General features: G+C 64.4%; 20 protein-coding genes and 1 tRNA gene. 12 read left to right on the forward strand and 9 right to left on the reverse strand.

Annotation, left to right across the window (positions count from 1 at the left end; translation table 11 throughout):
- Positions 1-351: 351 nt before the first annotated feature.
- On the forward strand, positions 352-1,410 hold the full coding sequence (gene nadA / locus F6X61_RS06050) for a quinolinate synthase NadA (RefSeq protein WP_125465132.1): 1,059 nt from the start codon (positions 352-354) through the stop codon (positions 1,408-1,410).
- A gap of 87 nt (positions 1,411-1,497) precedes the next feature.
- Here nadA and F6X61_RS06055 read toward each other — a convergent pair whose 3' ends face one another.
- Complete coding sequence (locus F6X61_RS06055; RefSeq protein WP_153785833.1) at positions 1,498-2,934, reverse strand: M48 family metalloprotease; 1,437 nt, start codon at positions 2,932-2,934, stop codon at positions 1,498-1,500.
- 106 nt (positions 2,935-3,040) lie between these two features.
- Between F6X61_RS06055 and F6X61_RS06060 the strand changes: the two genes are divergently transcribed.
- Entirely contained in the window at positions 3,041-3,280 is a 240-nt protein-coding gene (locus F6X61_RS06060) for a sulfurtransferase TusA family protein (protein ID WP_110992328.1), read from the forward strand.
- 21 nt (positions 3,281-3,301) lie between these two features.
- On the forward strand, positions 3,302-4,372 hold the full coding sequence (locus F6X61_RS06065) for an AI-2E family transporter (protein WP_153785834.1): 1,071 nt from the start codon (positions 3,302-3,304) through the stop codon (positions 4,370-4,372).
- 125 nt (positions 4,373-4,497) lie between these two features.
- Here F6X61_RS06065 and F6X61_RS06070 read toward each other — a convergent pair whose 3' ends face one another.
- Entirely contained in the window at positions 4,498-4,971 is a 474-nt protein-coding gene (locus F6X61_RS06070) for a peroxiredoxin (RefSeq protein WP_153785835.1), read from the reverse strand.
- A gap of 10 nt (positions 4,972-4,981) precedes the next feature.
- On the reverse strand, positions 4,982-5,542 hold the full coding sequence (locus F6X61_RS06075) for a glycine cleavage system protein R (protein WP_110992325.1): 561 nt from the start codon (positions 5,540-5,542) through the stop codon (positions 4,982-4,984).
- Between the two features lie 260 nt (positions 5,543-5,802).
- On the opposite strand from F6X61_RS06075, the gene dapA reads away from it, so the two are divergent.
- From dapA to mqo, 8 genes are all read left to right on the forward strand, one after another.
- Positions 5,803-6,690 carry a 4-hydroxy-tetrahydrodipicolinate synthase gene (gene dapA / locus F6X61_RS06080; RefSeq protein ID WP_153785836.1) on the forward strand — a complete coding sequence of 296 codons (888 nt, stop codon included), beginning with the start codon at positions 5,803-5,805 and terminating at the stop codon, positions 6,688-6,690.
- 17 nt (positions 6,691-6,707) lie between these two features.
- Entirely contained in the window at positions 6,708-7,823 is a 1,116-nt protein-coding gene (bamC, locus tag F6X61_RS06085) for an outer membrane protein assembly factor BamC (protein WP_153785837.1), read from the forward strand.
- Positions 7,824-8,582: an MBL fold metallo-hydrolase gene (locus F6X61_RS06090; RefSeq protein ID WP_153785838.1), complete on the forward strand. Its 759-nt coding sequence runs from the start codon at positions 7,824-7,826 to the stop codon at positions 8,580-8,582. It abuts the gene before it with no gap.
- 29 nt (positions 8,583-8,611) lie between these two features.
- On the forward strand, positions 8,612-9,322 hold the full coding sequence (purC, locus tag F6X61_RS06095; protein ID WP_103444794.1) for a phosphoribosylaminoimidazolesuccinocarboxamide synthase: 711 nt from the start codon (positions 8,612-8,614) through the stop codon (positions 9,320-9,322).
- Positions 9,323-9,413: 91 nt separating this feature from the next.
- Positions 9,414-9,503 (forward strand) — tRNA-Ser (locus tag F6X61_RS06100).
- A gap of 510 nt (positions 9,504-10,013) precedes the next feature.
- Positions 10,014-11,597, forward strand: coding sequence for a methyl-accepting chemotaxis protein (locus tag F6X61_RS06105; RefSeq protein ID WP_153785839.1), 1,584 nt, complete (start codon positions 10,014-10,016; stop codon positions 11,595-11,597).
- Between the two features lie 371 nt (positions 11,598-11,968).
- A complete protein-coding gene (locus F6X61_RS06110; protein ID WP_110992320.1) occupies positions 11,969-12,157 on the forward strand; it encodes a YhfL family protein in 189 nt (62 codons plus the stop codon).
- A gap of 345 nt (positions 12,158-12,502) precedes the next feature.
- The gene (gene mqo, locus F6X61_RS06115; protein WP_125465125.1) at positions 12,503-14,140 is read left to right on the forward strand and encodes a malate dehydrogenase (quinone); all 1,638 of its coding nucleotides are present in this window, start codon (positions 12,503-12,505) and stop codon (positions 14,138-14,140) included.
- A 198-nt stretch (positions 14,141-14,338) separates the two neighbouring features.
- Here the strand turns inward: mqo and F6X61_RS06120 are convergent, their stop codons facing one another.
- A complete protein-coding gene (locus F6X61_RS06120) occupies positions 14,339-14,674 on the reverse strand; it encodes a helix-turn-helix transcriptional regulator (protein WP_153785840.1) in 336 nt (111 codons plus the stop codon).
- A gap of 51 nt (positions 14,675-14,725) precedes the next feature.
- Here F6X61_RS06120 and xenA point away from each other — a divergent pair, with 51 nt between their 5' ends.
- The gene (gene xenA, locus F6X61_RS06125; protein WP_153785841.1) at positions 14,726-15,817 is read left to right on the forward strand and encodes a xenobiotic reductase XenA; all 1,092 of its coding nucleotides are present in this window, start codon (positions 14,726-14,728) and stop codon (positions 15,815-15,817) included.
- 81 nt (positions 15,818-15,898) lie between these two features.
- Here the strand turns inward: xenA and F6X61_RS06130 are convergent, their stop codons facing one another.
- From F6X61_RS06130 to F6X61_RS06150, 5 genes are all read right to left on the reverse strand, one after another.
- The gene (locus F6X61_RS06130) at positions 15,899-17,146 is read right to left on the reverse strand and encodes an FAD-dependent oxidoreductase (RefSeq protein ID WP_153785842.1); all 1,248 of its coding nucleotides are present in this window, start codon (positions 17,144-17,146) and stop codon (positions 15,899-15,901) included.
- A 2-nt stretch (positions 17,147-17,148) separates the two neighbouring features.
- The gene (locus F6X61_RS06135; RefSeq protein WP_153785843.1) at positions 17,149-18,726 is read right to left on the reverse strand and encodes an aldehyde dehydrogenase (NADP(+)); all 1,578 of its coding nucleotides are present in this window, start codon (positions 18,724-18,726) and stop codon (positions 17,149-17,151) included.
- A 104-nt stretch (positions 18,727-18,830) separates the two neighbouring features.
- Positions 18,831-19,778, reverse strand: coding sequence for a dihydrodipicolinate synthase family protein (locus F6X61_RS06140; RefSeq protein WP_153785844.1), 948 nt, complete (start codon positions 19,776-19,778; stop codon positions 18,831-18,833).
- Positions 19,779-19,819: 41 nt separating this feature from the next.
- Entirely contained in the window at positions 19,820-20,746 is a 927-nt protein-coding gene (locus F6X61_RS06145) for a 4-hydroxyproline epimerase (protein WP_153785845.1), read from the reverse strand.
- A gap of 114 nt (positions 20,747-20,860) precedes the next feature.
- The gene (locus F6X61_RS06150) at positions 20,861-22,477 is read right to left on the reverse strand and encodes an APC family permease (protein WP_153785846.1); all 1,617 of its coding nucleotides are present in this window, start codon (positions 22,475-22,477) and stop codon (positions 20,861-20,863) included.
- Positions 22,478-22,650: the final 173 nt, after the last annotated feature.

Below are 22,650 nucleotides of genomic sequence, written 5' to 3' on the forward strand. Positions count from 1 at the left end.
GCAAGAAGATGACCGTCGAAGAGTTCGCCATGCTGATCAGCGGCCACCTGGCGGCGCTGCAGCCTCAGGGCTGATCGCAGGTTTCACGCCCAATTCGCGGGGCAAGCCCGCTCCCACGTTCGCTCTAGCGTGGGAGCGGGCTTGCCCCGCGATTGCATTCAGAGCCGCCACGCAAAAACCCCTTTTGCATCGCTCCGATTGCCTGTAGCCTTCGCCGTCCGATAATAATCCGCGCCCGCAGAGGGGCCGCGAGGGCCCGCCCAGCTGGCCGTCCGGCACCGCTAGCCGATCTGTCAGGGCCGGGTGATACACTCGATTGACGCGCGTACGCGCCCTGCAGGTCCTGCGATCATGACCCAGATTTCCGAACGCCTGTTGGTACAGGCCCACCTCGACGCCAAGCAGCCCCACCCGCTGACGCCCGCGCAGGAGGCCGAATACCGTGCGGCCATCGCCGCCGAGCTGAAGAAGCAGAATGCCGTGCTGGTCGCCCATTACTACTGCGATCCGGTGATCCAGGCCCTGGCCGAGGAGACCGGCGGGTGCGTGTCCGACTCGCTGGAAATGGCCCGCTTCGGCAAGAACCACCCCGCTGACACGGTGATCGTGGCCGGAGTGCGCTTCATGGGCGAGACGGCGAAGATCCTCACCCCGGAAAAGCGCGTGCTGATGCCGACCCTGGAAGCCACCTGCTCGCTCGACCTGGGCTGCCCGGTCAAGGAGTTCTCGGACTTCTGCGACCAGCACCCCGAGCGCACCGTGGTGGTGTACGCCAACACTTCCGCCGCAGTGAAGGCGCGGGCCGACTGGGTCGTGACCTCCAGCTGCGCACTGGAAATCGTCGAAAGCCTGATGGACAACGGCGAGACCATCATCTGGGGCCCGGACCAGCATCTGGGCCGCTACATCCAGAAGCAGACCGGCGCCGACATGCTGCTGTGGGACGGTGCCTGCATCGTCCACGAAGAATTCAAGTCGCGCCAACTGGCCGACATGAAGGCGCTGTACCCGGACGCGGCGATCCTGGTTCACCCGGAGTCACCGGAAGCGGTGATCGAGCTGGCCGACGCGGTGGGTTCCACCAGCCAGCTGATCAAGGCTGCGCAGACCCTGCCGAACAAGACGTTCATTGTCGCGACCGACCGCGGCATCTTCTACAAGATGCAGCAGCTGTGCCCGGACAAGGAATTCGTCGAAGCCCCCACCGCCGGCAACGGCGCGGCCTGCCGCAGCTGTGCGCACTGCCCGTGGATGGCCATGAATACCCTGGAGCGTGTGCTGGATTGCCTGCGCACCGGCAGCAACGAGATCTTCGTCGAGCCGGCGCTGATCCCCAAGGCGATCAAGCCGCTCAACCGCATGCTCGATTTCACCCAGGCGGCGCGCTTGAAGTTGTCGGGCAACGCCTGACCGAAGCCAGAAAGCATCGCGGGGCAAGCCCGCTCCCACGCATGAACGTGGGAGCGGGCTTGCCCCGCGATGCTTTCTGGCTGTAAATCAGCGCCCCATCATGTCCTTGACCATGCGCTGCTGCTCCATGATCTCGCGCTGGCGTTGGTCGATCTGCGAGGCCAGCGGGAAGTTGCTGCCCGAACGGCGCTTGGCGTAGTCCAACTGCTGGATCGCCTGGTCGAAGTCGCCGACCAGGGTGAAGTACTCGGCGCGGGCGCGGTGTAGGCCGATGGTGTTGCCGGACAGGCCGCGCACTTCGGCAACGTCGTACCACACGTCCGGATCGTCCGGGCGGCTTTTGACCAGATCATCCAGCACTTTCTCCGCTTCGGCCGGCTTGCCCTGCTTGACCAGCAGGTCGGCGCGCACCTGTTTCAACGGGTAGTTGCCAGGGTAGAGCGCCTGCAGGCGTGTCGCGCGCTGCTGGGCATCGGCCAGGCGGTTGTTGGTGATGTCCAGGTCGATCTGCGCCAGGTTGTAGGTGATGTCGTTGGGCGCCTTGGCCAGCAGTGGCTTGAGGCTCTCCCGCGCTTCGTTGAGCTGGCCACCCTTGATCTGTGCCAGCGCCAGGCCATAGCGCGCGGCATCCATTTGCGGGTTCTCGTCAAGCTGGGCGCGGAAGCGCTTGGCGGCCAGGCCCGGGGTGCCTTCGTAGGTGAGCTGCACGCGGGCGCGGATCAACTGGTAGCGCAGGCTGTCCTCGACGCCACCCGCCGGCGCCTGCTCGGCGCGGTTGCGGGTGTCGGCCACCCGGGATTCGGTGACCGGGTGGGTCAGGAGGAATTCCGGCGGTTTGGCGTCGTAGCGGTACTGGCGCGCCAGGCGCTCGAACATGTTGGGCATGTTGCGCGGATCGTAACCGGCTTTTTCGAGGTTCTGGATGCCGATGCGATCGGCCTCCTGTTCGTTCTGCCGGGAGAAGCGCCGCTGCTCCTGAATGGCCGCTGCCTGGGTGCCGGCAATCACGCCGATGCCGGCGTCGCCACCGCCCCCCGCCGCCAGCACGATGCCTGCCAGCAGCGCCGCCATCATCGGCAGTTGCATGCGCTGTTGGGCTTCGACGCCACGGGCGAAGTGGCGCTGCGACAAGTGCGCCAGTTCGTGGGCCAGTACCGAGGCGTACTCGCCTTCGGTCTGGGCGTTGAGGAACAGCCCGCCGTTGACCCCGACGATGCCGCCGGGGGCGGCGAAGGCGTTGAGCTCCTTGCTGTCGATGAGGATGAACTCCAGGCGCCGGTCCTGCACCTGGCTGGTCTCGGCCAGCTTGTACACGCTGGTCTCGACGAAATCCTTGAGTTGCGGGTCGTTCAGCTGGTTGACGTTGCCACGCAGCAGGCTCAGCCAGGCACGCCCGAGCTGGTGCTCCTGTTGTGGCGAAACGATCGCGGAACTGGCATCGCCCAGTGACGGCAGGTCGTCGGCGTGGCCGGGGAGGGCCATCAGGCAGGCCAGCGTCAGCAGGGTGGGGCGCAGTAGATTCATGCACAAGCTCGCGTCGGTCAAAAGCCTTACTGTAGCCGGGTCGCACGATGCCGACCAGTGGCGGTATCCTAGTGCCCTTTTTGCCCTGCCTGTGGAGACGCGCCCGATGAGTGACACCCTGACCTGCGACGCCGAACTCGACGCCAGCGGGCTGAACTGCCCCTTGCCGCTGCTCAAGGCGAAGATGGAGCTCAATCGCCTGGCCAGTGGCGCGGTGCTCAAGGTGATCGCCACCGATGCAGGCTCGCAACGCGACTTTCGCACTTTTGCCCGGCTTGCCGGTCATACGCTGCTGCACGAAACGGCCGAGGCCGGGGTGTACACGTACTGGCTGCGCAAGGCCTGAGTTTTCATTCAAGGATCGGCAATGATCAAAGTGCTACGCGACTGGATGCAGCGCTACTTCTCCGATGAGGAGGCAGTGGTGCTGGCGGTCCTGCTGTTCCTGGCCTTCACCGTGGTGCTGACGCTGGGCGGGATGCTCGCGCCGGTGCTGGCGGGCATGGTCCTGGCCTTCCTGATGCAGGGGCTGGTCAACGCCCTGGAGCGCTACAAGGTGCCGACACGGCTGGCGGTGTGGCTGGTGTTCGCGCTGTTCATGGGCGCCCTGGCGGCGTTCATGCTGGTACTGGTGCCGTTGCTCTGGCATCAGTTGATCACCCTGTTCAATGAACTGCCCGGCATGCTGGGCAAGTGGCAGTCGCTGTTGCTGCTGCTGCCCGAGCGCTACCCGCACCTGGTGTCGGACGAGCAGGTGCTGCGCGCCATCGAGTCGGTGCGCGGTGAAATCGGCAAGTTCGGCCAGTGGGCGCTGACCTTCTCGTTGTCGAGCCTGCCGCTTTTGGTCAACGCGATGATCTACCTGGTGCTGGTGCCGATCCTGGTGTTCTTCTTCCTCAAAGACCGTGAACTGATCGGCCGTTGGGTCAGTGGCTACCTGCCACGCGAGCGCGCCCTGCTCAACCGGGTGGGCGACGAGATGAACCGGCAGATCGCCAACTACATCCGCGGCAAGGGCATCGAGATCCTGATCTGCGGTGTCGCCACCTATATCGCCTTCATCAGCCTGGGGCTGAACTACGCGGCACTGCTGGCGCTGCTGGTGGGGCTGTCGGTGGTGGTGCCTTACGTGGGGGCGGTGGTGGTGACCGTGCCGGTGACCCTGATCGCGCTGTTCCAGTGGGGCTGGGGCGATCAGTTCATCTACCTGATGGCGGTGTACGCGATCATCCAGGCGCTCGATGGCAACGTGCTGGTGCCGCTGCTGTTCTCCGAGGCGGTGAGCCTGCACCCGGTGGCGATCATCTGCGCCGTGCTGCTATTCGGCGGGTTGTGGGGCTTCTGGGGGATCTTCTTCGCGATCCCGCTGGCGACGCTGTTCAAGGCGGTGCTGGATGCGTGGCCGCGGCAGGAGGCATCGGTCGCGCCGATGCTTTAGGGGCTATTCGCGAGGGAGCGGGCCTCGTGGGAGCGGGCTTGCCCCGCGATGGCGCCTGGCCAGGCAACACGTATGGCCTCGCTGGCGCCATCGCGGGGTAAGCCCGCTCCCACGCAGTACAGGTATCAAGCCTTGTTCAAGGCCTCGGCTGCCGCGAGCACGGCATCCACATGCCCCGGCACCTTCACCCCACGCCATTCCTGGCGCAGCACACCGTCCTTGTCGATCAGGAAGGTGCTGCGGTCTACGCCCAGATACTCTTTGCCATACAGCTTCTTCAGCTTGATCACGTCGAACAGCTGGCACAGCGCCTCGTCCTTGTCGCTGATCAGCTCGAAGGGGAAGGCTTGCTTGGCCTTGAAGTTCTCGTGCGACTTGATGCCGTCGCGCGATACGCCGAACACCAGGGTATTGGCGGCCTGGAACGCCGCGTACTGGTCACGGAAACCCTGGCCTTCGGTGGTGCAGCCCGGGGTGCTGTCCTTGGGGTAGAAGTACAGCACCACCTGCTGGCCCTTGAGCTGGGCGAGGCTGACGGCCTGGCCGCTGGTGGCCTGGGCCTGGAAATCGGCAACGGGTTGGTCGAGTGCTACGGCCATGAGGGCTTCCTTAGACAGGGTTCTGCGGGCGCCACGGTTCGATCAGCGCGTCCAGGTTGAGGGCGTCGGCAAAGTCCAGGAACTGGTCGCGCAGCCAGCTGATCTGGGTGCCGGCCGGCAGGATCACGGTGAACTGGGCATTGAGCATGCTGCTGCCGGTCTGCGGGGCCAGGTAGGTGTCGCAGGTCATCGCGTCCAGCTCGACGCGGTGGTCGAGGAAGAACTGGCACAGCTCGTTGATGATGTCCGGGCGATAGGCGGCGCTGACATAGGCCACATAAGGCAGGGCCTGCGGGCGTACTTCCTGCTCGGCACTGCGCACCACGTCCAGGGTCAGGCCGTGCTTCTTGGCCAGGCCCGGCAGCGTGGTCTCGAGGCGCGCCAGGGCATCCCAGCTACCGCCGACCTGCAATACCAGGGCGCTGGTTTCGCCGTGGCGGCTCAGGCGCGAGGTGACGACCGCGCAGCGGTTTTCGAAAGCTGCGCGGCTCAGAACATTGGCCAGCTCCATCGGGTTGGGGCCCAGGGCGCTGATGACGAGGAATTGTTCGCGAACGGTGGGGGTGGACATGCAGCATTCCTAAAGCGATGAGCGGTCGGTACAGGACGGGACAAGCCTGCTGTTTGCGTGGGGGCACGGCCACGGTTTCATGGCGATGAACACAGGCCGGGAGCACTGTCGACGGCCCGGCGGGCCGCGCTGTACCGATCAAAGGATCAAGGGTAGCGAAAAGCGGCGCGAAGGGGAATGCTCCGCCCGCCTGCTTCGCTTGTGCAAGGCCGATGCCCCCAGTACCATTACCGCTCTCTTTTTCCGGCAGGAGCAGTTACATGATTGCGGGCAGTATGGTGGCATTGGTCACACCCATGGATGCACAAGGGCGTCTTGATTGGGACAGCCTCGACAAACTTGTAGACTTCCACCTGGAAAATGGCACCCACGCGATCGTCGCTGTCGGCACCACCGGTGAGTCGGCCACTCTGGATGTAGAAGAACACATCCTGGTCATCAAGCACGTGGTCGAGCGCGTCAAGCACAGCAAGAAGCGCATCCCGGTCATCGCCGGTACCGGTGCCAACTCCACTGCCGAAGCCGTGCACCTCACGCAGAACGCCAAGAACGCCGGCGCCGATGCCTGCCTGCTGGTAGTCCCGTACTACAACAAGCCGACCCAGGAAGGCCTGTACCAGCACTTCAAGCACATCGCCGAAGCCGTCGACATTCCGCAGATCCTCTACAACGTGCCCGGCCGCACCTCCTGCGACATGCAGGCCGAGACCGTGATCCGCCTGTCGAGCGTGCCGAACATCATCGGTATCAAGGAAGCCACGGGCGACCTGGTGCGTGCCAAGCAGATCCTGGAAGGCGTCAGCAAGGACTTCATCGTCCTGTCCGGCGACGACCCGACTGCCGTCGAGCTGATCCTGATGGGCGGCAAGGGCAACATCTCGGTTACCGCCAACGTCGCCCCGCGCGAAATGGCCGACCTGTGCGAGGCCGCCCTTGAGGGCAATGCCGAGAAGGCCCGCGCAATCAACGAAAAACTCATGCCGCTGCACAAAGACCTGTTCTGCGAAGCCAACCCGATCCCGGTGAAGTGGGCGCTGGTTGAAATGGGCCTGATGCACAAAGGTATCCGCCTGCCCCTGACCTGGCTGAGCGACAGCTGTCACGAAAAAGTCCGTACTGCCTTGCGCCAGTCCGGCGTACTGGTTTAATCGAGGAAGTACACCGCATGAAGCGACTGGCTGGTCTTTCCACCCTTGCCCTGATCATCTCCAGCACCAGCGGTTGTGGCTGGCTGTGGGGCGAGGATGGCTATTTCCGCGACCGCGGCAGCGATTACCTGCAGGCGCAGCCCACCGCGCCGATGCAGCTGCCGCCGGACGCCAGCAACGTCAAGCGCATGGATCCGCTGCTGCCGATCCCGCGCAACGTTGCCGACGATCACGCCACCGGCGAGTTCGAAGTGCCGCGCCCGCAACCGCTGTCGGCTGCCGCCGACATCAGCGATTTCAGCCTGCAGCGCAGTGGCAGCAGCCGCTGGGTGCTGGCCCAGCGCTCGCCGGCCGAAGTCTGGCCGGTGACCCACCAGTTCTTCGAAGACAACGGCTTCCGCATTGCCGAAGAGCGCCCGCAGACCGGTGAATTCAGCACCAGCTGGCAGCGTTTCGACGAGCTCTCCGCGTCGCTTGGCCAGCGTCTGGCCAGCGCCTCCAGCAGCCCCGACAGCGAAGTTCGGGTGCGGGTGCGCATGGAGCCCGGCGTGCAGCGCAACACTTCGGAAGTGTATGTGGTCAGCGTCGAGCGCCCGGCCGGCAGCACCGCCGAGCCCGAGTTCCCGTCCACTTCCAGCAATACCGGCGCCGATGCGCTGCTGGTCGACGAAATGCTCGCCAGCATGAACCGCAACGCCGAGAAGGGCGGTTCGGTGTCGCTGCTGGCCGCGCGTGATTTCGATGCGCCGAGCCAGGTCAGCCTCAGCGAGGACGGCAGCGGCAACCCGGTGCTGTACCTGGGCTCCGACCTCGACCGTGCCTGGTCCGGCGTGGGCCGCGCCCTGGAGCAGGGCGAGTGGCGCGTCGAGGACATCAACCGCAGCCTGGGCCTGTACTACATCAACCTGTCGGAAAAACCGGACGACAAGCAGAAGGAGCCTGGCTTCCTCAGCCGTCTGTTCGGCAGCGAACCGAGCAAGGAAGAGCGCGAGGCCCGCGCCGAGCGTTACCAGGTACGCCTGAGCAAGGTCGGTGAAAACGTCCAGGTCACCGTCGAGAAGAACATCAATACCGTGGCCCCGGCCGATGTGGCCCGCCGCGTGCTGAGCGCAATCCAGGACCGTCTGGGCTAAGTGCGTTTCGCGGTTCTTGGAAGCGGTAGCCAGGGAAACGGCACGCTGATCGCCAGTGGTGACACGCTCATCCTGGTCGATTGCGGCTTTTCGCTACGGGAAACCGAGCGGCGCCTGGCGCTGCTCGGGGTGTCGGCCACGCAACTGAGCGCGGTGCTGGTCACCCACGAACATGCCGACCATGTGCATGGGGTGGGTTTGCTGGCGCGCCGCTACAATGTACCGGTCTACATGAGCCAGGGCACTCTGCGTGGCCTGCGCAAACCGGTGGAGGTAGCGGGGTTTCTCAGCTGTGGCGATACACTGCAGGTCGGCGATCTGCAGGTCAGCGCCGCACGGGTCGAGCATGATGCCTACGAGCCGTTGCAGTACGTGATCAGCGATGGTCGCCGGCGCTTCGGCATGCTGACCGACCTTGGCAGTTACGACATGTACCTGCTGCAGCGTTACCAGGCCCTCGACGCCCTGCTGATCGAGGCCAACCACTGCCGTGACCTGCTGGCACGCGGACACTACCCGCAGTTCCTCAAGCGACGGGTCGGTGGCAGCCAAGGACATCTGAACAACCACCAGGCCGCAAGCCTGGTGGCCGAGTTGGGCTGGCAGAACCTTCAGCACCTGGTGCTGGCCCACCTCAGCAGCAAGAACAACCAGCCACAGCTGGCCCGCCAGTGCTTCGTCGACGCCCTCGGGTGCGACCCGGACTGGCTCCAGGTGGCTAATCAAGACCATGGGCTCGACTGGCGCCTGATCGCCTAGCCCACCTACTCAAGCAAGCGGAGCCCATCATGGAAAAACGCGAAGAACTCTACCGTGGCAAGGCCAAGTCGGTTTACAAGACCGATGACGCCGATCGCTTGATCCTGCTGTTCCGTAACGACACTTCGGCGTTCGACGGCAAGCGCATCGAGCAGCTCGACCGTAAAGGCATGGTGAACAACAAGTTCAACGCCTTCATCATGCAGAAGCTCGAAGAAGCCGGCGTGCCGACTCAGTTCGACAAACTGCTGGGTGACAACGAGTGCCTGGTCAAGAAGCTCGACATGATCCCGGTCGAGTGCGTGGTGCGCAACTACGCCGCCGGCAGCCTGGTCAAGCGCCTGGGCGTGGAGGAGGGCATCAAGCTCGAGCCGTCCACCTTCGAACTGTTCCTCAAGAACGACGAGAAGGGCGACCCCTTCATCAACGAATCCCACGTTGTCGCGTTCGGCTGGGGCACCGCCGAGCAGCTGGTCGAGATGAAGAAGCTGTCGTTGAAGGTCAACGAAGTGCTGACCAAGCTGTTCGATGACGCAGGCCTGCTGCTGGTCGACTTCAAGCTGGAGTTCGGCGTGTTCCACGGCCAGATCGTCCTGGGCGACGAGTTCAGCCCGGACGGCTGCCGCCTGTGGGACAAAGAGACCCGCAAGAAGATGGACAAGGACCGCTTCCGCCAGGGCCTGGGTGATGTGATCGAGGCCTACGAAGAAGTTGCAAAACGCCTGGGCGTGCCGCTGTAAGCGGCTCGTTCACGCAAGCGCCTGATACCACGCGAATTTTTTTCAAAAAAGATTTGCCAGAATCAAAATCGCTGGTATGATGCGCGCCATTGGAGAGATGCCGGAGTGGTCGAACGGGACGGATTCGAAATCCGTTGTACTGGCAACAGTACCTAGGGTTCAAATCCCTATCTCTCCGCCATACGCGAAGTAGTCGAAGCCCCCGAAAACGTTGAGTTTTCGGGGGCTTCGTCGTTTCTGGGTTGCTGTCAGCATTGACTCCCTTCGCCATGTTCGACGACAGCCCCTCGCGGCGTCAGGTGATGCACGGATTACCTGGGAAGCGGGGCGGCGCATCAACGATATGGTGAGCACCAGATTAACATTGTTCACAATGTCATCTAGATATTGGCTACAAATGGCGTGGTGTTCTGTTGTCGAAAATTTCCCTCAGATGTATATTCCTCTGCGAATGATGGCTTAGTGCTATGTGTTCGCGCCGTTCCAATCCTTCGAATCCGCTCAGGCTTTCCCTTTGTGTTTACGAGGGCGCATGAATTGCGCGCATTCATCCTGTACGGGCCTTGCTCTATTTCTCTTGCGCCGTCACTTCTGCGGGACCTGACGGCATTCCCTACCTCGTGCAACCGGACTGCTGCGGGTATTGCCCGGCGATGGTTGTCTGAAGAACATAGATATAAGGGCTGTGCAGATGTTCGATGCAAGTGTGAAGGTGCTGGCCGATATGAGTGTGAGGTCGAAACTGACCTTGGGCTTTGCACTGGTTTTATTGCTGACCATCATTATCGCGGGTATTGGCTGGGGAGGGTTGAGCGGTCTGGGCGAGCGCAGTGCCAAACTCAGCAGTATCGCCAAGGTCAATGAAGAGGCACGCGAGGTTCGCATTGCACGCTTGAACTACACAGTCTCTCCTGGTACCGCGCAAGCAACGCTCTTGGTCAAGGCGCTTGATGAACTCAATCTTCGGGTAGATACGCTCGCCAAACTGCTGAGCGATCCGAACGACTTGCGCTGGACCAAGCAGGCAAGTAGCGCCGTCGAACTTTACCGCGCCCATTTCCAGGACTATGCCCGCGCCATCGACAGTCACAACGATGCCCAGGCGGCCCAGGCCCTCGATGCCTTGGAGGGCAACCTGAAGAGCCTGCTCGAGGCGTTCGGGCAGTTATCGGACAGCCAGTCGAGCAAGCGTGACAACGAAGTGCAGTCGTTCATCCAGCGCTTGATCGTCGCCGCCGTGCTGGCGCTGATGCTTGGCGTGCTGGCCGCCTGGTCGATCACCCGCCTGATCGTCGTGCCTTTGAAAGAGGTGCTGCAGAGCGTCGAGCGGGTCGCCAATGGCAACCTGAGCCAGGATATCCAGGTATCCCGGCGTGATGAGCTGGGTGAACTGCAAGCCAGCATGCAGCGCATGACCCTGAATCTGCGAGATCTGATCGGTGGATTACGTGACGGTGTGGTGCAGATCGCCAGTGCCGCCGAGGAGTTGTCCACCGTGACCGAGCAGACCAGCGCAGGCGTCAGCAGCCAGAAGGTCGAGACCGATCAGGTGGCGACGGCCATGAACGAGATGGCCTCTACCGTGCAGGATGTGGCGCGCAGTGCCGAGCAGGCATCGAATGCGGCGGTCAATGCCAGCCAGGAGGCGCGCGAAAGTGATGTGGTGGTCAATCAGGCCATCGAGCAGATTACCCACCTGGACGCCGAGGTGGGGCACTCGACGCAAGCCATGGCCGAACTCAAGCGTGAGAGCGACAAGATCGGTACGGTGCTGGATGTGATCAAGTCGGTCGCCCAGCAGACCAATCTGCTGGCCTTGAACGCAGCCATCGAAGCCGCACGTGCAGGCGAGGCCGGCCGTGGTTTTGCGGTAGTTGCCGATGAAGTTCGCAGCCTGGCGCAACGTACCCAGACTTCCACCGAAGAAATCGAAGGGCTGATTGGCGGCCTGCACCGTGGTACGCAGCAAGTGGGCGATATTCTGGAGCGCAGCCGCGAACTGACCAGCAACAGCGTGGAGTTGACGCGCCGGGCGGGCACTTCATTAATGAGTATCAGCCGTTCGGTGGCCACCATCGAATCGATGAACCTGCAAATTGCCACCGCTTCGGAGCAGCAAAGTGCTGTGGCCGAGGAAATCAATCGCAGCGTGCTCAATGTGCGCGAGGTCTCGGAACAGACTGCGGCGGCCAGTGAGGAAACAGCGGCGTCCAGCGTCAAGTTGGCCCGCCTGGGGGCGGAACTGCAAACCTTGGTGGGCCAGTTCAAGCTCTGATCAGGCGATCGAAGGCCCGTGCAACCGGCGGTTGTGCGGGCTTGTCTTTCATGGGGCTAAGTGGAGTGAGGCACAATCGGTAGAGCATGTAGCTTGTTTTGCCCAGAGCATTCAGGTGTTTAGCGATTATCGCTAAATCATCGGCACAGCAGGGTCGAGTTCATTCCAGCAGGTACTGAGTTCATTACATGCGGTGCGCTGTGCGTGCGCGATAATGCGGTGCTTGAACATGGCTTAGTCGCTGTCGTGAAACTTGCTGGCGAACAGGGCAGTTAGTCCAAATGCACTATCTGGCTTCTACTCGGGAAACTTTTCCCGTATCATCCGGCGGCCATCAGAATGATGGCGGATCATGGACTAAAGGATTTTTTATGAAAAAGCTGATCAAAGCTACTGTTGCCGTTGCTCTCGTTTCGGGCGTTGCCCTGCTGTCCGGCTGCACCGGCCAAGTCTACAACCAGCCTAAGAACTGCTCGTACGACTACCTGTTCCACCCATCGGTTTCCATCTCCAAGATCATCGGCGGCTGCGGCGCGATCGACAAACTGCCTCAGCAGTAATCTTGGTAGTACCCCGATCGGGTCGTTTGCGACCTGATCCAAGACCCCCGGCCATGGATGTGGCCGGGGGTTTTTGTTTTTGTCGCCCGCTACTGCCCAATGAGGCGTGGCACCTTGTCGCGTGACAACCCACCGCCTTGCAGCTTGCCCCGCAATTTGTTTGTGCTGGCAATTCATATACAATCCGTAAATCGTTTCAGCCTTGTCGGTCAATCCGACCAAAGGCTGGCGCGTCCAATGCTCTCTGGCTGCTGAACAATGATCACAACAAGCCTGCGCTGAAGAACATGGAATACCTGGGCCAGCCACAGGCCCACCCTCCGTTCTACACACTGGGATCGATCAATGTTCAAGAAAGCTGGCAAGACCTTGCTGGGTCTGGCTGTTGCAGCGAGCTTCATGCAAGCGCACGCAGCAGAGACCAAAAAAGTTGACGTGCTGCTGGTTGGCGGCGGCATCATGAGCTCCACCCTGGCCGTCTGGCTCAACGAGCTGGAGCCAAGCTGGTCGATGGAAATGGTCGAGCGCCTCGACGGCGTCGCCGAAGAAAGCTCCAACGGCTGGAACAACGCCGGTACCGGCCACTCCGCGCTGGCCGAGCTGAACTACACCCCGGAAGACAAAGACGGCAACGTCAACATCACCAAGGCCATCGAGATCAACGAGTCGTTCCAGATCTCCCGCCAGTTCTGGGCTTGGCAGGTGCGCCAGGGTGTACTGAAGAACCCGCACTCGTTCATCAACACCACCCCGCACATGAGCTTCGTCTGGGGCGATGACAACATCAAGTTCCTGAAGAAGCGTTACGACGCGCTGCAGACCAGCCCGCTGTTCCGCCCGATGCAGTACTCCGAAGACCACGCGCAGATCGCCAAGTGGGTCCCGCTGATGATGGAAGGGCGTGACCCGAACCAGAAGCTGGCCGTGACCTGGACGCCAATCGGCACCGACGTCAACTTCGGCGAGATCACCCGCCAGTTCGTCGGCCACCTGAAGACCAAAGAGAACTTCGACCTCAAGCTGTCCACCGAAGTGCAGGACATTACCCGCAATGCGGACGGCTCCTGGCACGTCGAGTACAAGAACCTGAAGGACGGTACCGAATCGGCTACCGACGCCAAGTTCCTGTTCATCGGTGCCGGCGGCGGCGCGCTGAAGCTGCTGCAGAAGTCGGGCATCCCGGAAGCCAAGGAATACGCAGGCTTCCCGGTGGGCGGCTCGTTCCTGGTGACCGAGAACCCGACCGTTGCCATGCAGCACATGGCCAAGGCCTACGGCATCGCTTCGACCGGCGCGCCACCCATGTCGGTACCGCACCTGGACACCCGCGTGCTGGACGGCAAGCGCGTCATCCTGTTCGGGCCATTCGCCACCTTCTCGACCAAGTTCCTGAAGAACGGCTCGTACCTGGACCTGCTGGGCAGCACCACCATGCACAACGTGTGGCCGATGACCAAGGTCGGTATCGAACAGTACCCACTGGTCGAGTACCTCGCCGGCCAGCTGATGCTGTCGGATGATGACCGCTTCGAAGCCCTGCGCACCTACTTCCCGAACGCCAAGAAAGAAGACTGGCGCCTGTGGCAGGCCGGTCAGCGCGTGCAGATCATCAAGCGTGACGAAGAGAAGGGCGGCGTGCTGAAGCTGGGCACCGAAGTGGTTGCCTCCGAAGACCGCACCATCGCCGGCCTGCTGGGTGCCTCCCCGGGTGCATCGACTGCCGCGCCGATCATGCTCAACGTGCTGCAGACCGTGTTCAAGGAAAAGGTCGCTACCCCTGAGTGGCAGGCCAAGATCAAGGAGATCGTCCCGAGCTACGGTACCAAGCTGAACGATTCGGCAGCGGCCACCCAGAAAGAGTGGAACTACACCGCCGAAGTACTGCAGCTGGAGAAGCCGCCAGTGATCGACCAGAGCGTCGGCACCAGCGTTGCGCCAGCCGCAGCGGTCGAGAGCAAGCCTGCCAACGACATGGCGCTGTAAGGCCTTGCTGCTTGCCGGGGAAACCCGGCAACACCAACCACGAGCGTCGCCCCGGGCGGCCTCGTGGTTTTTTTGTGCCTGCCGATTTGTACGCGGTCGTGGGAGCGGGCTTGCCCCGCGATGCTGTCAGCTCAGGCTGGCGTGTCGAGCGTGAGGTGTCATCGCGGGGCAAGCCCGCTCCCACGGATTGCTCGCCTGTCAGCGCTGCCCGAGAATGCTGCCCAGCAGCCCGGGGAAGCGCCCCTCGAGCTCATCACTGCGCAGCGAGTTCATGTGCGTGGTCCCCACATTGCGGGTAAACACCAGCCCCGCCTCGCGCAGCACGCGAAAGTGATGGGACATGCTCGACTTCGGCCGCCCGCCATCCAGTTCGCCGCAGCTGGCCTCGGCCACACCGGCCAGGTGGCGGACGATTTCCATGCGCACAGGGTCGCTCAGGGCGTAGAGCAGGCGCTCCAGGCTGAGGTTGTCGGGGGAGGGGTGGGTATAGGTTCGCATGGCCGACATGATAACGGGGGTTTCACAAATTGCCATAGTTCGAATATGATCGAACAATCGTAAGTTAACTCACCCCGGAGTAACGACATGTCCGCCCTGTTCGAACCCTATACCCTCAAGGACGTCACCCTGCGCAACCGCATCGCCATCCCGCCGATGTGCCAGTACATGGCCGAGGACGGCATGATCAACGACTGGCACCATGTCCACCTGGCCGGCCTGGCCCGGGGCGGTGCCGGCCTGGTGGTGGTCGAAGCCACGGCCGTGTCGCCGGAAGGCCGTATCACCCCCGGCTGCGCCGGTATCTGGAGCGATGCCCACGCCCAGGCCTTCGTGCCGGTGGTGCAGGCGATCAAGGCCGCAGGTTCGGTGCCGGGCATCCAGATCGCCCACGCCGGGCGCAAGGCCAGCGCCAACCGCCCGTGGGAAGGTGACGACCATATCGCCGCCGACGACGCACGCGGCTGGGACACCATCGCCCCATCGGCCATCGCCTTCGGCGCCCACCTGCCGAAAGTACCAAAGGCCATGACTCTGGATGACATCGCCCGGGTCAAGCAGGACTTCGTCGACGGCGCCCGCCGTGCCCGTGATGCCGGTTTCGAGTGGATCGAGCTGCATTTTGCCCACGGCTACCTGGGGCAGAGCTTCTTCTCCGAGCACTCCAACCAGCGTACCGACGCCTACGGTGGCAGTTTCGACAACCGCAGCCGCTTCCTCCTGGAAACCCTGGCGGCCGTGCGTGAAGTGTGGCCGGAGCACCTGCCGCTGACGGCGCGCTTTGGTGTGCTGGAATACGACGGGCGTGACGAGCAGACCCTGCAGGAGTCCATCGAACTGGCGCGGCGTTTCAAGGCCGGCGGCCTGGACCTGCTGAGCGTCAGCGTCGGCTTCACCATCCCCGACACCAACATTCCGTGGGGCCCGGCCTTCATGGGGCCGATTGCCGAGCGTGTACGCCGGGAAGCGAAACTGCCGGTGACTTCGGCGTGGGGCTTCGGTACGCCGGAGCTGGCCGAAGGGGCGCTGCAGGCCAACCAGCTGGACCTGGTCTCGGTAGGGCGTGCGCACCTGGCTGATCCGCACTGGCCGTATTTCGCTGCCAAGGCGCTGGGGGTGGACAAGGCGTCGTGGACGCTGCCTGCGCCTTACGCGCACTGGCTTGAGCGTTATCGCTGAGTTGATCCGGCCTATCGCGGGGCAAGCCCGCTCCCACGCACGTTCCGTGGGAGCGGGCTTGCCCCGCGATTTGCCATTTGTTCAGAACCGATCCAGCTGATAGGCGGCCATTCGGCAATCCATCGGGTTGTCTGCCAAGCGCCCAACCCACTGCGCCGTCACCGCCGCCTGGGTCAACCCCAGGTGCTGGTGCCCGAACGCCAGCAGCACCTTGCCGTCCGCCACCCGATCGATCACCGGCAGTGAATCCGGCAACGACGGCCTGAACCCCATCCACGGCGTCGCCCCCTCGGCATCCAGCTCGCGCTGGAACAACCCCTTGCTCAACCGATGCAGCTGCCACGCCCGCTGCATGCTCGGTGCTGCATCGAGCCCGGCGAACTCCACCGTGCCGGCCAGGCGCAAGCCACCGGCCATGGGCGTCATGATGAACTTGCGCTCCAGCGAGGTGACCGCGAACGGCAGCCGCTGCTGCTCGTTGGGCAGCATCAGGTGGTAGCCGCGTTCGGTGTCCAGCGGCACGCGTTTGCCGGTCAAGCTGTGCACCAGCCTTGCCGAATGCGCACCGCAGGCGATCAGCACCTGACGGGCCTGCAGCTCGCCCTGGTCACTGCCCAGGGTGACCCCGCCAGCGTGCAGCCGGCCACCGTTTACCTGCCGTTGGGCGAGCCGCACACCGGCGGCCTGGGCGGCATCGAACAACGCGTCGACCACCCGATACGGGTCGACGAAATGCCCGGTACGCGGGAAGAACAGGCCGCCCTGAATCGACGGGCTCAACTGTGGCGCAGCGGCCTGTACGGTCTGCGCCGACCAGTAGTCCACCGGCACCGCCTGCTGCTGCAGGCGTGTGCGCAAGGCCTGCAGTGCCGTGCGCGATTCGGTGCGTTCGAATACCAGCAACGAGCCATCCTCATGCAGCAGATCGCTGCGCCCGATCGAGTCCAGCAAACGCTGCCAGGCGCCCAGGCTGGCTTCGTTGAGCACGCGTAGGCCGTCCACGCTGCGCTGGAAGGGCGCCGGTCGCAGGTTGAGCAGCAGCCGGGTGAACCAGGGCAACGCCCTGGGCAGGTACTTCCAGTCCAGGCGCAGCGGGCCCATCGGGTCGAGTAGCATGGCCGGCAGGCGCTTGAGGATCGACAGGTCGGCGATCGGGAACACTTGCTCGGTGGCCAGGTGCCCGGCATTGCCCCAGGAGGCGCCATGGCCGGGCGCCTGGCGGTCGATCAGCAACACCCGCTTGCCCTGGCGGGCCAGTTGCAGGGCACAGGCGACGCCGACGATGCCGGCGCCGACCACGGCGATATCGGTTTCAGGGGTTTCGAGCATGCCTAGCCTTCCCGTTTGCCGTCGACCAGACGCCGCAGCTGCAGCGGGTTGCCCTGTTGCAACTCGGCGGGCAGCAGGGCATCGGGGAGGTCCTGGTAACAGACCGGGCGCAGGAAGCGCAGGATTGCCGCCGTGCCCACCGAGGTGCTGCGGGTATCGGAAGTGGCGGGGAACGGCCCGCCGTGGACTATCGCATCGCACACCTCGACGCCGGTCGGCCAGCCGTTGACCAGAATGCGCCCGGCCTTGCGCTCCAGGGTCGGCAGCAGTTGCCGGACACTGTCGAGGTCGGTGTCGTCCAGGTGCAAGGTGGCCGTCAGTTGCCCTTCCAGGTGCTCGGCGACCTGGCGCACCTGCGCATCGCTGTCACAGGCCACCACCAGTGAAGCCGCGCCAAACACTTCGGCCTGCAAGGCCGGGTCACCCAAAAAAGCCGTAGCCTCGGTCACGAACAACTGCGCCTGGCACTGGTTCGGCCCCTGCGGCGCCTGGCCGCTGGCGACCAGTTGAGCGTTGCGGTTTTCGGCCAGCGCGGCGACGCCGGCGGCGAAGGCCGCGAAGATGCCAGGGGTGAGCATGGTCTGCGCGGCGGTGCGCTGCAGCTGTTCGCCGGCGGCGGCGATGAAGCGTTGCAGCGCCGGGCCCTGGCGGGCGATCAGCAGCCCGGGGTTGGTGCAGAACTGGCCGGCGCCCTGGGTCAGCGAGGCGACGAAACCTTGTGCCAGTGTTTCGCCGCGGGTTTGCAGGGCGGCGTCGAAGAGGAACACCGGATTGATCGAACTCATTTCGGCGTACACCGGAATCGGCTCCGGGCGTGCCTGGGCGGCCTGGCACAGGGCCACGCCGCCACTGCGCGAGCCGGTGAAACCGACCGCCTTGATGCGCGAGTCGTTGACCAGGCCCAGGCCGACGTCGCGGCCGGCGCCGTACAGCAGGGAGAACACGCCTTCGGGCAGTTCGCACAACTTCACCGCCCGGGCCACGGCCTGGCCGACCAGCTCGCTGGTGCCGGGGTGGGCGCCGTGGGCCTTGACCACCACCGGGCAGCCCGCTGCCAGCGCCGACGCGGTATCGCCACCGGCCACCGAAAAGGCCAGCGGGAAGTTGCTGGCACCGAACACCGCCACCGGGCCCAGGGCCACCTGGCGCTGGCGCAGGTCGGCGCGCGGCAGCGGCTGGCGCGTGGGCAGGGCGTGGTCGACGCGCACGTCCAGCCATTCGCCGGCACGCACTACCCGGGCGAAGGTGCGCAGTTGGGTGCAGGTGCGGCCGCGTTCGCCCTGGATACGGAGCGCGGGCAGGCCGGTTTCGGCGACGGCGCGGTGGATCAGTTCATCGCCCAGGGCTTCGATTTGCTCGGCGATGGTTTCGAGGAAATGGGCGCGGCGTTCCAGCGGTGTTTCACGGTATTCATCGAACGCCGCCCAGGCCAGGGCGCAGGCTTGGGCTAGGTGCTCGGCGCTGGCGCCGGGGTAAGGCGGATCGAGCGGTTTGTCGGTGGTCGGGTCGATGGCGCGGATCGCGGCCTGGGTGCCGGTTACGGCGCGCTGGCCGATCAGCAGGTTGCCGGTGAGGGGCATGGGGGCGTCCTTGGGGCGGAGGGTTCGGAGGATGGCACCGGCCAGGCCGGTGATCGCCGGCAAGCCGGCTCCCACAGGAGCCGTCTTTGCTGGCGAGCAGGGCTTCAGACCACGTTCTGCTCGGCCGACCAGTTGGCGTACCAGGCACGGAACAGGCTGTACTGCTGCTCGGCATAGTGGCGCTGGGCGTCGGTGAGCGCGTCGGTCTCGTTGAAGTGCAGGCTGTATTCGGTATCGCCGTTGAGCACCATCAGGTGCTTGTAGTACAGCACCAGGTCGCAGCCTTCATCGAACGACGACAGCACCGCCAGCGCCGCTTCCAGCTCCCGCGCCAGGCGCCGGGCCTTGGCGTCGCCCTTGGCCGCCTGCTTGCTCAGGCTCACCAGTTGCAGCACCTGGCGTGGCAGGGCGTTGCCGATGCCGGTGATGGCGCCGGTGGCGTTGCAGTTGACGAAGCCGTGTACCACTTGCGTGTCGACGCCGACCATCAGGGTCACGTCGTCATCCTGGGAGGTGATGTGCTCGGCGGCGTAGCGCAGGTCGGCGGCGCCGCCGAACTCCTTGAAGCCGATCAGGTTGGGGTACTCGCGGCGCAGTTCGAAGAACAGGTCGGCGCGGGTGGCGAAGCCATAGTAGGGGCTGTTGTAGATCACCGCCGGCAGCTTGGGCGCGGCTGCGAGGATCGCCGAGAAGTGATGCTTCTGGGCAATCAGCGAGGCGCCACGGGACAGTACGCGGGGGATGACCATCAGGCCGGCGGCGCCAACCTTGGCCGCGTGGGCGGCATGGGCTACCGCCTCACGGGTGTTCACAGCGCCCGTGCCGACGATGGTCGGGATGCCGGCGGCCACCAGGCGCGCCACGCCTTCCTGGCGCTCGGCCTCGGTCAGCAGCGGCCAGTCGCCCATCGAGCCGCAGTACACCACTGCGCTCATGCCGGCCTCGATCAGTTCGCGGCCCTTGCGCACCAGGGCATCGAAGTCGGGGGTGCGCTGCGCGGTGCACGGGGTCATCAGGGCGGGCATGCAACCGGTGAAGATGTTGTCAGTCATTGTTGTCACTCCTTGCAGTGTTCGTCGGGAAGAAAGCGGGATCAGATGCCCCAGGCAAACGGGTCTTGTTCGTCGATCAGCAGGGTGCTGTCGGCGGTCATGTGGGCGCGGCCGGTGATGAACGGGCGGATACGCTCGCCCTCGCGCTCGAAGCGGCCCTGGAACTGGCTGCCGGTGATGCTCGCCTGCACCCAGGCCTGGCCCTCGGCGAGCTTGCCGTCGGCGGCCAGGCACGCCAGCTTGGCGCTGGTACCGGTGCCGCAGGGCGAGCGGTCATAGGCCTTGCCCGGGCACATCACGAAGTTGCGGCTGTCGGCGTGGGCGTCGTCGGCGAACAGCTCGATATGGTCGATCGGCGCGCCGTGCTCGCCGGTGATACCCTGGGTTTGCAGGGCCTTGAGCATTTTCCAGGTGTAGTCGGTCAGGGCCTCGACGTTGTCCAGTTCGAGGCGCTGGCCATGTTCGCTGACCAGGAAGAACCAGTTGCCGCCCCAGGCGATGTCGCCGCGCACCGGGCCAAAGCCCGGCACCTCGACCGCCACCTGCTGGCGGTAGCGCCAGGACGGCACGTTGCCCACGGTGACCGCGCCGTCCGCATGCAGGGTGGCGCTGACCTGGCCCACCGGGGTGTCGATCTTGTGCACCCCCGGTTCGATCAGCCCCAGGTGCTGCAGGGAGGCGACCAGGCCGATGGTGCCGTGGCCGCACATGTTCAGGTAGCCGGCGTTGTTGAAGAAGATCACCCCGCAGGTGGCGTCGCTGGAAACCGGCGGGCGGTACAGCGCCCCCACCAGCACATCGTTGCCGCGTGGTTCCAGCAGACAGGCGCGGCGCCAGTGGTCGTGCAACTCGCGCAGTTCGTCGCGCTGTTCGGCCATGCTGCGGCCGGTCAATGGCGGGAAGCCCTTCATGACCAGGCGGGTCGGTTCGCCGCCGGTGTGGGAGTCGATGACGTGGATCTGTTTCATGGGCGTTATCCGTTGCAGATTTAAGGTGGCACCGTGGGAGCGGGCTTGCCCCGCGATGAAGCCGCTTGCCTTGAATCGCGGGGCAAGCCCGCTCCCACGCGTTCCTGTCGGTTTTCAGGAGGCCAGTGCCGCAGGCCGATGGCCGCTGCGCACCTGTCCGGCCGCCTCGCTCTCGTCGTCGCCATCCAGCCGTACCAGGTGAGTCGGCACGCCGGTGGCGGCGCCCCAGTAATAGATACCCAGCGCCGCAGCAGCCACGACCGCCGTGTCGAACGGATGCCCGATCACCCCCAGCCCGCCAAAGCTGCCCAGCCAGGACAGCAGGATGGTCACGGCGTAGAAGCCGATCAGCCAGGCCGACGAGCGCACCTGCTGGCCAATGGAAAGGTGCTCGGTGGGCACGAAGCGGCGGCACAGCAGGTACAGCACGAACATCACGATCTGCAGGGCCAGCAGCCACGACACGGTGTTCCAGCCCGACCAGTAGACGATCAGCGCGGCGATGATGAACGACAGTGGGCCGAGCACCCCCATGCCCTTGACCCGGAACGGGCGCGGCATGTCCGGGGCCGTGCGGCGCAGGGCGGCGACGGTCACCGGTGCCACCGCGTAGCTCAGCACCAGGGCGGCCGAGACCACGTTGATCAGCGCTTCCCAGGACGGGAACGGCAGGGTCCAGAACACCGACAGGGCGAAGGTCAGCCACAGTGCCGGGCGCGGAATGCCGGACTGCTCGTCGATGCGGGTGAAGTACTTGAAGAAGGTGCCGGTCTGCGCCCAGCCATAGATCACCCGCGGGGTGGCGTTCATGTAGATGTTGCCGCAGCCGCTGGGCGAGACCACCGCATCGGCCACCACCAGGTAGGCCAGCCAGCCGACGCCCAGGGCCAGGGCGATGTCACGGTAGGGCAGGGCCAGTTCCTTGGTTACCCCGGCCCAGCCGTTTGCCAGCATTTCGGTCGGCACGCTGCCGAGGAAGGCCAGTTGCAGCAGGGCGTAGATCGCGGTGGACAGCAGCACCGAGAGGATCAGCGCGATGGGGATGGTGCGCTGCGGGTTCTTCACCTCGCTGGCCACCGAGATGATCGGGGTAAGGCCCAGGTAGGCGAAGATGATGCCGCCGGCCGACACGGCCATTTCCACGCCGGACATGCCGAACGGGGCAAAGCCCTGCACCTCGAAGTTTTCCGGCTTGAAGAAGGTGAACAGCACGCCGATCACCAGCAACGGCACGATGAACTTGAACACGCTGACCAGGTTGTTGGCCTTGGCGAAGGTCTTCACGCTGCGGTAGTTGAGCGCGAAGAACAGCCCGAGCAAGGCGAACTGCACCAGCCAGCCGAGCACGGTCGGGTCGCTGGAGCCGGCCTTGGTCAGGCTGGGGAACCAGGCCGCGGCGTACTGGCGCGAGGCGACCACTTCGATGGCGATCAGGCTGGAGAAGGCGATCAGGGTGATGAAGCCCATCAGGTAGCCCAGCAGCGGGCCGTGGGAATACACCGGGTAGCGCACCACGCCACCGGCGCGCGGCAGCGCAGCGCCGAGCTCACAGTAGACGATGCCCAGCAGCAGTACGGCGAAACCGCCGAGGAACCAGGACAGGATCCCGGCCGGGCCGGCGATGGCCGACACGTGGCTGGCGGCGAACAGCCAGCCGGAGCCGAAGATGGCGCCGAGGCCGATGAAGGTGAGGTCCAGCAATGACAGCTGTTTCTTGAATTTGCCTGACATGGGGTCGCCTTTTTGTAGGTTTTGGATAGGCAGGTCTGATGTCACGATGCGGCTTTTCGGGCCGCGTTCTTGTAGATCATGGGCGGCTTGCGTGGGGCATAGAGTGGACCGATCGGGGCGGGGGTTCTTGATGGTTTTCGGCAAGGGGGATGACGAAATCGGCACAGTTCGCG

It is taken from the genome of Pseudomonas sp. EMN2 (assembly GCF_009650555.1).
In the GTDB taxonomy this organism is placed as follows: Bacteria; Pseudomonadota; Gammaproteobacteria; order Pseudomonadales; family Pseudomonadaceae; genus Aquipseudomonas; species Aquipseudomonas sichuanensis.

Coding starts and splice junctions, on each gene's coding strand:
- nadA (WP_125465132.1), top strand. CDS start 352: ATGACCCAGATTTCCGAACGCCTGTTGGTACAGGCCCACCTCGACGCC.
- F6X61_RS06055 (WP_153785833.1), bottom strand. CDS start 2,934: ATGAATCTACTGCGCCCCACCCTGCTGACGCTGGCCTGCCTGATGGCC.
- F6X61_RS06060 (WP_110992328.1), top strand. CDS start 3,041: ATGAGTGACACCCTGACCTGCGACGCCGAACTCGACGCCAGCGGGCTG.
- F6X61_RS06065 (WP_153785834.1), top strand. CDS start 3,302: ATGATCAAAGTGCTACGCGACTGGATGCAGCGCTACTTCTCCGATGAG.
- F6X61_RS06070 (WP_153785835.1), bottom strand. CDS start 4,971: ATGGCCGTAGCACTCGACCAACCCGTTGCCGATTTCCAGGCCCAGGCC.
- F6X61_RS06075 (WP_110992325.1), bottom strand. CDS start 5,542: ATGTCCACCCCCACCGTTCGCGAACAATTCCTCGTCATCAGCGCCCTG.
- dapA (WP_153785836.1), top strand. CDS start 5,803: ATGATTGCGGGCAGTATGGTGGCATTGGTCACACCCATGGATGCACAA.
- bamC (WP_153785837.1), top strand. CDS start 6,708: ATGAAGCGACTGGCTGGTCTTTCCACCCTTGCCCTGATCATCTCCAGC.
- purC (WP_103444794.1), top strand. CDS start 8,612: ATGGAAAAACGCGAAGAACTCTACCGTGGCAAGGCCAAGTCGGTTTAC.
- F6X61_RS06105 (WP_153785839.1), top strand. CDS start 10,014: ATGTTCGATGCAAGTGTGAAGGTGCTGGCCGATATGAGTGTGAGGTCG.
- F6X61_RS06110 (WP_110992320.1), top strand. CDS start 11,969: ATGAAAAAGCTGATCAAAGCTACTGTTGCCGTTGCTCTCGTTTCGGGC.
- mqo (WP_125465125.1), top strand. CDS start 12,503: ATGTTCAAGAAAGCTGGCAAGACCTTGCTGGGTCTGGCTGTTGCAGCG.
- F6X61_RS06120 (WP_153785840.1), bottom strand. CDS start 14,674: ATGGCAATTTGTGAAACCCCCGTTATCATGTCGGCCATGCGAACCTAT.
- xenA (WP_153785841.1), top strand. CDS start 14,726: ATGTCCGCCCTGTTCGAACCCTATACCCTCAAGGACGTCACCCTGCGC.
- F6X61_RS06130 (WP_153785842.1), bottom strand. CDS start 17,146: ATGCTCGAAACCCCTGAAACCGATATCGCCGTGGTCGGCGCCGGCATC.
- F6X61_RS06135 (WP_153785843.1), bottom strand. CDS start 18,726: ATGCCCCTCACCGGCAACCTGCTGATCGGCCAGCGCGCCGTAACCGGC.
- F6X61_RS06140 (WP_153785844.1), bottom strand. CDS start 19,778: ATGACTGACAACATCTTCACCGGTTGCATGCCCGCCCTGATGACCCCG.
- F6X61_RS06145 (WP_153785845.1), bottom strand. CDS start 20,746: ATGAAACAGATCCACGTCATCGACTCCCACACCGGCGGCGAACCGACC.
- F6X61_RS06150 (WP_153785846.1), bottom strand. CDS start 22,477: ATGTCAGGCAAATTCAAGAAACAGCTGTCATTGCTGGACCTCACCTTC.